Annotated in this window: 9 protein-coding genes and 1 tRNA gene; 6 read left to right on the plus strand and 4 right to left on the minus strand. The window is 59.2% G+C overall.

The features are described from left to right. The first annotated feature begins 9 nt into the window (after positions 1–9). The 4 genes from secDF to PL597_RS22195 all read left to right on the plus strand — a co-directional run bounded on the left by secDF (position 10) and on the right by PL597_RS22195 (position 4,437). Positions 10–2,574 (plus strand): protein translocase subunit SecDF, encoded by a 2,565-nt coding sequence (gene secDF, locus PL597_RS22180; RefSeq protein ID WP_077982247.1) that lies wholly within the window; start codon positions 10–12, stop codon positions 2,572–2,574. Further along, a complete protein-coding gene (locus PL597_RS22185) occupies positions 2,574–2,966 on the plus strand; it encodes an Mth938-like domain-containing protein (RefSeq protein WP_077982248.1) in 393 nt (130 codons plus the stop codon). The genes secDF and PL597_RS22185 overlap by 1 nt, the downstream gene beginning before the upstream one ends. Before the next feature lie 23 nt (positions 2,967–2,989). After that, the gene (locus PL597_RS22190) at positions 2,990–3,835 is read left to right on the plus strand and encodes a phytoene/squalene synthase family protein (protein WP_077982249.1); all 846 of its coding nucleotides are present in this window, start codon (positions 2,990–2,992) and stop codon (positions 3,833–3,835) included. Positions 3,836–3,978: 143 nt separating this feature from the next. Further along, entirely contained in the window at positions 3,979–4,437 is a 459-nt protein-coding gene (locus PL597_RS22195; RefSeq protein ID WP_077982250.1) for a hypothetical protein, read from the plus strand. A 19-nt stretch (positions 4,438–4,456) separates the two neighbouring features. Here PL597_RS22195 and PL597_RS22200 read toward each other — a convergent pair whose 3' ends face one another. The 3 genes from PL597_RS22200 to lipB form a co-directional block, all read right to left on the minus strand. Beyond that, the gene (locus PL597_RS22200; protein ID WP_269833570.1) at positions 4,457–5,392 is read right to left on the minus strand and encodes a DMT family transporter; all 936 of its coding nucleotides are present in this window, start codon (positions 5,390–5,392) and stop codon (positions 4,457–4,459) included. An 86-nt stretch (positions 5,393–5,478) separates the two neighbouring features. Beyond that, positions 5,479–6,546 (minus strand): NAD(P)-dependent alcohol dehydrogenase, encoded by a 1,068-nt coding sequence (locus PL597_RS22205; protein WP_137410410.1) that lies wholly within the window; start codon positions 6,544–6,546, stop codon positions 5,479–5,481. A gap of 66 nt (positions 6,547–6,612) precedes the next feature. Next, positions 6,613–7,344 carry a lipoyl(octanoyl) transferase LipB gene (lipB, locus tag PL597_RS22210; RefSeq protein ID WP_089153229.1) on the minus strand — a complete coding sequence of 244 codons (732 nt, stop codon included), beginning with the start codon at positions 7,342–7,344 and terminating at the stop codon, positions 6,613–6,615. A 189-nt stretch (positions 7,345–7,533) separates the two neighbouring features. On the opposite strand from lipB, the gene PL597_RS22215 reads away from it, so the two are divergent. Together PL597_RS22215 and PL597_RS22220 are read left to right on the plus strand one after the other, a co-directional pair. After that, positions 7,534–7,618, plus strand: a tRNA-Leu gene (locus PL597_RS22215). A 498-nt stretch (positions 7,619–8,116) separates the two neighbouring features. Next, positions 8,117–8,614 carry a PAS domain-containing protein gene (locus tag PL597_RS22220; RefSeq protein WP_269824631.1) on the plus strand — a complete coding sequence of 166 codons (498 nt, stop codon included), beginning with the start codon at positions 8,117–8,119 and terminating at the stop codon, positions 8,612–8,614. Here PL597_RS22220 and PL597_RS22225 read toward each other — a convergent pair. Next, positions 8,593–8,851, minus strand: a 259-nt coding sequence (locus PL597_RS22225; protein WP_271366255.1) for a hypothetical protein, incomplete at its 5' end; no start/stop codon positions are given. The two genes, PL597_RS22220 and PL597_RS22225, sit on opposite strands and share 22 nt — an antisense overlap.

The raw sequence follows: 8,851 nt of genomic DNA on the forward strand, positions 1-8,851 counted from the left end.
GAGATCGAAATGCTTCATTTTTCCCGTTGGAAAACAGTCTTCATCTGGCTGCTTGTGCTGGCAAGCGTCGTCATCGCCTCTCCCAACCTGTTTACGGACAAGCAACTGGAAGGCATGCCTGCCTGGTACAAGGACAACAAGGTAACGCTCGGTCTCGACCTTCAGGGCGGTTCGCACATCATGCTCAAGATCGAGCGTTCCGACATCGTCAAGGAACGGCTTGAGACGATCGTGGGCGATGTGCGTACGCAGCTTCGCGACGCCAACATCCGCTATTCGGGGCTTACCGGCAACGGGCAGCAGATCCAGGTCCGCATCAGCGACCCCGCTCAGGTGGAAGCAGCAAAGAATGCACTTCGTGAACTGACGCAGCCGGTGTCCGCCGGCACGCTGGTTGGCGGCTCCATCACCGAAGTGACGATGAATGACGGCGGCGACAATCTGCTCAGGCTCAACCTGACGGATGAAGGCATCGACTACCGTCTGTCGTCCGCCGTGTCGCAGTCCATCGAGGTCGTGCGTCGCCGCGTTGACGAAGTCGGTACCACCGAGCCTCTCATCCAGCGTCAGGGTTCAGACCGCATCATCGTGCAGGTGCCCGGCCTTCAGGATCCGCAGCGCCTGAAATCGCTTTTGAACCAGACGGCAAAGCTGTCCTTCCGCATGGTAGATACCACCATGCCGGTGCAGGAAGCCATGAACGGCCGTCCGCCCGCGACCTCGGAAGTTCTCTATTCGCAGGATGATCCGCCGGTTCCCTATCTGGTGGAACGCCGTGCGCTTGTTTCCGGCGACAATCTCGTCGACGCGCAGGCAAGCTTCAACCAGCAGACCAACGAGCCGGTCGTTACCTTCCGTTTCGACAGCCGCGGTGCGCAGCGCTTTGCGCAGGCGACGCAGCAGAATGTCGGCAAACCTTTTGCCATTGTGCTCGACAACCAGGTCATCTCCGCGCCTGTCATCCGCGAGCCGATCATCGGCGGTTCGGGACAAATCTCCGGTAATTTCTCGGTGCAGGGCGCCAACGATCTCGCGGTTCTGCTCCGCGCCGGCGCGCTGCCGGCCACGCTGACCGTCGTTGAAGAGCGCACCGTCGGTCCGAGCCTCGGTAGCGACTCCATCACCGCCGGCCTGACGGCCAGCGCGATCGGCGCCGTCGGCGTCCTCATCTTCATGTTCGTCTTCTACGGCTTCTTCGGCCTGCTGGCGAATATCGCCCTTATCGTCAACGTCGTGATGCTGATTGCGGTGCTGAGTGTGATCGGATCGACGCTGACGCTACCGGGTATTGCTGGTATCGTCTTGACCATCGGCATGGCGGTGGATTCCAACGTTCTGATCTATGAGCGCATACGCGAAGAGGTGAAGAGCGGGAAACCGCTGATTCAGGCGCTGGATAACGGCTTCACCCGCGCCTTTGCGACCATTGTCGACGCCAACCTGACGACGCTGATCGTGGCTAGCGTGTTGTTCTACATGGGTACCGGTCCGGTCAAGGGCTTCGCGGTCACACTGGCCGTCGGTATCATCACAACCGTGTTCACGGCCTATACGCTGACGGCGTGGATGTTCGGCTACTGGGTTCGCCGCAGTCGTCCGAAACACTTGCCGAAGGGTGTCCGCACCGCCATGTTCGACGGCCGCGATATCCCCTTCATGCGCTACCGTCGCGTGGTCTTCATGATCACCGGCGCCGTGATGCTCGCCTGTGTCGGCGGCTTCGTCGCCAAGGGGCTCAACCTCGGTATCGATTTCCAGGGCGGCTCGGTCATCGAAGTGCGCGCCAAGCAGGGCGATGCCGATATTGCCGATATTCGCGATCGTCTGAACCAGCTGAACCTCGGTGAAATCCAGGCGCAGAATTTCGGTACGCCGCAAGATGTTCTCATCCGCATCCAGGCGCAGGACGGCGGGGAAAATGCCGAACAGTCCGCCATCACCATGGTGCGCGGTGAGCTTGAGGACAAATATGACTTCCGCCGTGTAGAGGTTGTCGGCCCTGCCGTTTCCGGCGACCTGACCACGTCCTCCACGATCGGCGTAGTGCTCGCCATGGCGGCGATCATGGTCTATATCTGGGTTCGTTTCGAGTGGCAGTTCGCGCTCGGTGCGGTCATCTCCATGGTGCACGACGTGGTCTTCACGATAGGCTTGTTCGTGTTCCTCGGAATAGAATTCAACCTGACCAGTATCGCGGCGATTTTGACGATCATCGGTTATTCGTTGAACGACACCGTCGTCATCTATGACCGCATCCGCGAAAACCTCAGGCGCTATAAGAAGATGCCGTTGCCGATGATTATCGACGCGTCGCTAAACCAGACGCTGTCGCGTACCATCCTTACCGGTCTGACCGTGCTGCTGGCACTGCTCGCGCTCTACCTCTTCGGCGGCGAGGTCATCCGCTCATTCACCTTCGCCATGCTGTTCGGCGTCGGTATCGGGGTGTTCTCCTCGGTCTATATCGCAGCTCCGGTGCTGATTGCGTTCAAGCTGCGCCCCGAAAGCAAGGATGCGGAAGACGAGAAGGACGACAAGTCCGGTAACGCCATCGGCGGCAAGCCTGCCGTCTGATGGCTGGCGGGATCGAAATACGCCCGGCCCATTTTCCCGGCCGGGCGCCCATCGATGCCTATGGCAACGGCGGGTTCCGCTTTGCCGACATGTCGCATCGCGGTTCGCTGCTGCTCCTGCCTTCGGGTATCTATGGGTGGGAGCCCGTTGATGCGAAAGAATTGACTGTCGGACATTTCGAAAAGCTTCTGGCGGAAGCGCAGGATATCGAAGTGCTGTTGATCGGAACGGGTGATGGCATGCGGGTTCTGCCGAAGGAATTGCGCGCCGCCTTCAAGGAGGCGGGCATTGCCGTTGACCCGATGAGCACGGGCGCCGCCGTGCGCACCTATAATATCATGCTGTCGGAATCGCGCGCTGTGGCTGCGGCGCTGATTGCCGTCGAAGGCTGACAGGACGTTTCGCGCGGGGAACCATGGCACCCACAGAAAATCTCGACGTCTGCCTCGCGACGCTGCGCGATACCGATCGCGATCGCTATCTCGCGTCTCTTCTGTCGCCCGCAGACAGGCGCAATGCCCTTGCCGCATTATACGCCTTCAACGCCGAAATCGCCCGCATCCGCGATTCCGTGCGCGAAGCACTGCCCGGCGAGGTGCGCATGCAATGGTGGCGCGATCTTCTCGACGGCAATCCACACGGCGACAGCCAATCCCACCCGGTGGCTGCAGCGCTTTTGACGACGATCGAGCACTATCGCCTGCCGCGTCCGGTTCTGGCTAATATGATCGAGGCGCGTATCTTCGATCTCTATGACGACCTGTTCGAGGATCGCAATGCGCTGGAAGGCTATGCCGGAGAGACCGCATCCGCATTGATCCAGCTTGCAAGTCTCGTGCTTTCCACTGAAGACGCCGCATCCAGCGCGGAGGCGGCAGGGCACGCGGGCGTGGCGCAGGCCATGGCCGGCATGTTGCTGCTCATGCCGCTGCACCGGCGTCGCGGGCAGGTTTATATTCCCGCCGATATGCTGGCTGCGGCCGGGCTAGACCGCGAAACATTTCTCGAAGGGCAGGACAGGCAGCGCATCGGTATCGCCATAGAAATTTTTGCGGCCCATGCGCTGGATCATATCGAGAAGGCGAGGCGTGCGAAGATTTCGAAAAATGTCTTTGCCGCCTATCTTCCCGTCGCCCTGTCCGGTCCGGTCATCGCAGCCGCGAGAAAGGCGGGGAGCGGCGTATTTGACGGCGACCTGCAACTGTCGCAGCTTCGCCGGCAATGGCTGTTGGCAAAGGCTTCCTTCCTCAAGCGTTTCTAATGGCGCTGACTGAGCCAGGCTGCGAATCGAGGTCGATCCCGCTAGCCACACTTCACACAAGCCTCGGTCTATATGAACCTGAATCGGTTCGCATCGTTTCGATTCGCGAATCTTGATGTTGTTATACTGAGGGAGCGCCCCGGATGAATATTGCGATCTGGATTATCGTTTTCGTGCTGCTTTCAGTCTTTGCCGTTTACGCCTGGCGCATGTCGCGGGCGACGGATGAGGATAACAGTCATGATGTGGGGCAGGCGATCATGGATTTCGCCCGCGCCTTTCCCAATGAGGCGATCAGAAGCCTGCATATGACGGCGGATGGTGGTGGTGCCTTCGTGCGGCTGCACGACAACAAGGCCGGCTTCATGCGCAATATGGGATCGCATTATGTGTGCGTGATGATCGATCCCGAGCGCATCCGGGTCGAAAGTCTTGAGAGCGGTGACGGTTTCGTCGTCACCTTCTTCGACATGCCGAAATATAGCGGCTCATACCGGTTCAAGTCGGCCGGAGAGGCGGCCGAGGTTTCCCTCTGGCTGCTTGGCAGTCTCGTGGAGGCGCAGGACCATCACGACGAAGGGCCGCTGCCCTCGAAGAGTTGAGAAATAACTGTGCCGGCTGTCATTGTCCGTCAAGCGGCGGGTTTGCGCCGTCTTTCTGGCGCTCGCGCCAGATGATGAACAGGCCGGATGCGACGATAATGACGATGCCAAGCCATTTCGACGGCGTCGGAAAATCTGAAAACAGCGCATAACCGAGGATCGTCGCCGAGATGATCTCGAAATACTGGAACGGCGCCAGCAGAGAAAGCGGCGCCAGCCGGAAGGCCCTGACGATCAACAGGTGCATGTAGCCGGATATCGATCCCAATAATACGAGAAGGGCAAGGGCGAAGCCGGATTGCGGAAGCGAGACGGCGAAATCCTGGTCGCCTAGCGCATCACCGGCGAAGAGTGCGGCACCCATGAATACGGTCCCCGCGATGCCGGACATGGTCTGCATGACCAACGGGCTGTCGGCATCGCCGATGGCGCGGTTCAAAAAGAGGTAAAGCGTATAAAGAAAGGCGCAGGCAACCGGCAGAAGCGACGTCCAGCCGAAGATTTCGAAGCTGGGCTGGATGACGATCAGCGCGCCGCTGAAGCCCACCGCAATCGCGGTCCAGCGCTTCCAGCCCACTTTGTCGCCGAGGAAGAGGGCCGACATCATGGTCAGCATGAAGGGCTCGACGAAATAGATTGCGAAGACATCGGCGAGCGGCATGTATTTGACGGCGGCGAAGAACATCAGGCTGGCCGAGGCGTGCAGGACGCCACGCAGGCAGTTCATCCATGGCCGCTTGGCGCTGAACAGCGCCCTGGGCGACACCACGATCAGCAGCGGCAGGGTGCAGAGCAGCTGGAAAAAGAAGCGATAGAAGGTCACCTGCGCTGGCGACATGCCACCGCTTACCGCCATGTATTTGGCAATCGCATCCATGACCGGCAGCACCAGCATGCAACCCGCCATGATGGTCATGCCCCTGGCGATATCGTTGAAACCGGTCTGGCTGGTCATAGAGCGGGGAGTCATGGGGCAGGCTGCGCTTTCGACCGAAAGGTCCAACGGGAAAGGGGCGCCCGCAAGGTCGCCCCCTTTCAGGGTCAGGCGGCCTTCTGGCGCGGCAGGCTCTTCATATCAATGACGAAGCGATAACGCACATCGCTTTTTATCATGCGTTCATAAGCGTCGTTGATCTGATCGATATCGATCATCTCGATTTCGGCGGCGATGCCTTTTTCGGCGCAAAAATCGAGCATTTCCTGCGTCTCGGGAATGCCGCCGATCATCGAGCCGGCAAAGGTCTTGCGGCCGGGAATGAGGCTGAAGGCCATCACCGAGAGCGGCTTTTCCGGCGCGCCCACCTGAACCAGCGCGCCGTCACGTTTCAGCAGCGCCAGATAGGCGTTGATGTCATGGTCGGCGGCCACGGCATCGATGATGAGATCGAGGCTCGAAGCGGCCTTCTTCATCTGCTCGGCGTCGCGTGAGACGATCACCTCGTGGGCGCCGAGCTTTTTCGCATCCTCCGCTTTGGCGGGCGAGGTGGTGATCATCACCACCTTTGCGCCCATGGCATTGGCGAGCTTGACGGCCATATGGCCGAGACCGCCAAGACCGACGACGCCGACATGCTTGCCGGGTCCGGCGTTCCAGTGACGTAGCGGCGAATAGGTGGTGATACCCGCGCAGAGCAGGGGTGCTGCTGCCGCCGGATCGAGGCCTTCGGGAATGTTGAGGACGTAACGGTCATCGACGACCACATGGGCGGAATAGCCGCCAAGCGTATGCGCGCCGCCGCCCATCGCCTTGTCGGGGGAATTATAGGTGCCGGTCATGCCGTTTTCGCAATATTGTTCCAGACCCTCGGCGCAGCTTGCGCATTCCCGGCAGCTATCGACAATACAGCCGACGCCGACGCGGTCGCCTGCCTTGAACCGGGTGACCTGCGAGCCGACACGGCCGACGCGGCCGATGATTTCGTGGCCGGGAACGCAAGGGTAGAGGGAGCCCGCCCATTCGCTGCGGGCCGTGTGGATATCGGAGTGGCAGACGCCACAGAATTCGATCTCGATTTCGACGTCGCGCGGGCCGGGATCGCGACGCTTGATGGTCGCAAGCTTCATCGGCGAAGAACCGTCATCGCAGGCATAAGCGGATGTTGTGAACATGATCGTTCCTCCTCTTGTGGTGATCGATGCTGGAAACACCGGCCTGCGGCAAAGGTTGCGGTGGGATCAGCCGCTTGCGCCGGTTTCGGGCACTGCCGGGCCAAAAACCTCCTCGAAGGCCTCGCGCAGCAGAACGTCGACGTCTCCGATCATAACCGGCAATCCAAGATCGACAAGGCTGGTGACGCCATAGGCGCTGATGCCACAGGGAACGATGCCGGAAAAATGCGAGAGGTCGGGATCGACATTGATCGAGAGCCCGTGGAAGCTCACCCATTTGCGCAGCCTGATGCCAAGCGCCGCGATCTTATCCTCGGCCATGCCGCCATCGGGAAGCAGTGGTTTCTCCGGCCGCCTGACCCAGACGCCGACGCGGTCCTCGCGCCGCTCGCCACGGACATTCATCTTGTCGAGCGTGCGGATGATGACATCCTCCAGCGCCGCCACATAGGCGCGGACATCCTGCCGCCGCCGTTTCAGATCGAGCATCACGTAGACAACGCGCTGGCCTGGCCCGTGATAGGTATATTCACCGCCGCGACCGGTGGCGAAGACGGGGAAGCGCTCCGGCTCTATAAGGTCGGCGGCATCGGCGCTGGTGCCGGCGGTGTAGAGCGGCGGATGTTCCAGAAGCCAGACGAGTTCATCGGCCTCGCCGCTGGCAATGGCGGCGACTTCACGCTCCATTTCCTCAATCGCCTGCTCATAGGGGACGAGGCCTTCCGAGATTCGCCAGCGAACGGGCGGCGAACCGGGAGCGGGCAGCATGTTTGTCTCTATATCGGTGCGTGTGAGCATGAAAAAGTCCTTTCCACAGCCTTCTCGCAAAATGGCGAGACGGCCGCAACCCCAGCATTTCCGGGCTTCCTGCATATAGGATGGTGCGGTGCGATTTTTAATTTCAAAAAACTGTCACGACGCTCTTGTGCACCGAAAATCCTTTTGCTACATGCACCCCCGTCGGCGCAAGTCGACGCCTACCACGATGCGGTCGTGGCGGAATTGGTAGACGCGCAGCGTTGAGGTCGCTGTGGGGCAACCCGTGGAAGTTCGAGTCTTCTCGACCGCACCAAAGAAACCCGCTTCGGCGGGTTTTTTCTTTTTTAGCCAGTCGTTTAGATAGCTTTCTGTTTTCTGCTCGCGGTTTCGTTGGAACAGAGCTCGGGCGGCTTCGATGTGATTTTCGTCACTACCCGGGCTTTATAATTTGGTTCGGAAGATTCTCGACCTGCCGCTACTTCAGCATGCTCGTCGCGACCTAGCGTCGAATGATATTTGAGGCGGTACCATTTCCCTGATGGTTGCCATCTCCGACGCGATACGGGTCACCGTCCATCACTTGGTCCATGCGCCATTGAGACCCTCGATATGGGCTTTCCCACGTCTGGCACCCGGCAAGAGCGGCAGTTGCCGTCAGCACTCCGAAAGTGAGAGCAGTTCGCAGCATATTAGCCTCCTATGAAATTTCGTCGCACAGTTATGTAGGACGAGGTTGGCGGCTTTGCGATGTCCCCCAGGAATTTATCGCTCCTTTGAGACCGTACTCCGATCTGACCGGCGTGAAATTTCGGTGGATATCAATGCACGCTCCGGTGGACATCGGCCTCACCCTAAAAAACGAGGGGTGGAATATCAGAGGTCTGATGTTAGCTTTCGTCAGGAAAAATGTCCGGGGGGGTTCGTGCTGGGGGACAAAACGGATTCAGACAATGCGCTTGGCTATTACATGTGGAGTATTTCCGACAACAGGCTGATCATGGATGCCGTCACCGCGGAGTGTCATGGCTTTTCGGAACCGGTTGCGTCACGCGGGGTGACGATCGAGGCTATACTCGAAAGAATAGATGTCGAAATGCGCGATCAGGTGGCACAGGCCATTTTTGAGAGCATTACGACAGGTGTTTTTTTTGACCAGCGTTATAAGGTCAATCTGCCGGACGGATCGAACCGATGGATCGTGGCGAAGGGCAGGGCGATTTTTGATGCCGACAATACGCCGTTTCTGGGCATTGGCAGCGTTCGGGATATTACCCTGAAAAAAACCTATCAGTTCGAGCCTCGGCAATAGCAATCCGGGCTTTTGAAACCGCGCATAAAAAGAGGCGGCCTTCGCCGCCTCAGACCGCTGACAAACCCGTCGATATTTTCGGCGGGTTTTTTCTTTTTCGGGATGATGACGTTTTGTTGTCGTCTTTTGCGGGTGAACGGGAGATAAGATGAGCCTCGTTTCCTCATCCCTAGGCGGGTTTGGGTGCTTTCGTGAGCGCCATCGCTATTTTCTTGATGTTCTGGGCGCTCGCGGCGA

Origin of the sequence: Agrobacterium sp. ST15.13.013, assembly GCF_027956525.1 — a bacterium.
GTDB classification, from domain to species: domain Bacteria; phylum Pseudomonadota; class Alphaproteobacteria; order Rhizobiales; family Rhizobiaceae; genus Agrobacterium; species Agrobacterium salinitolerans.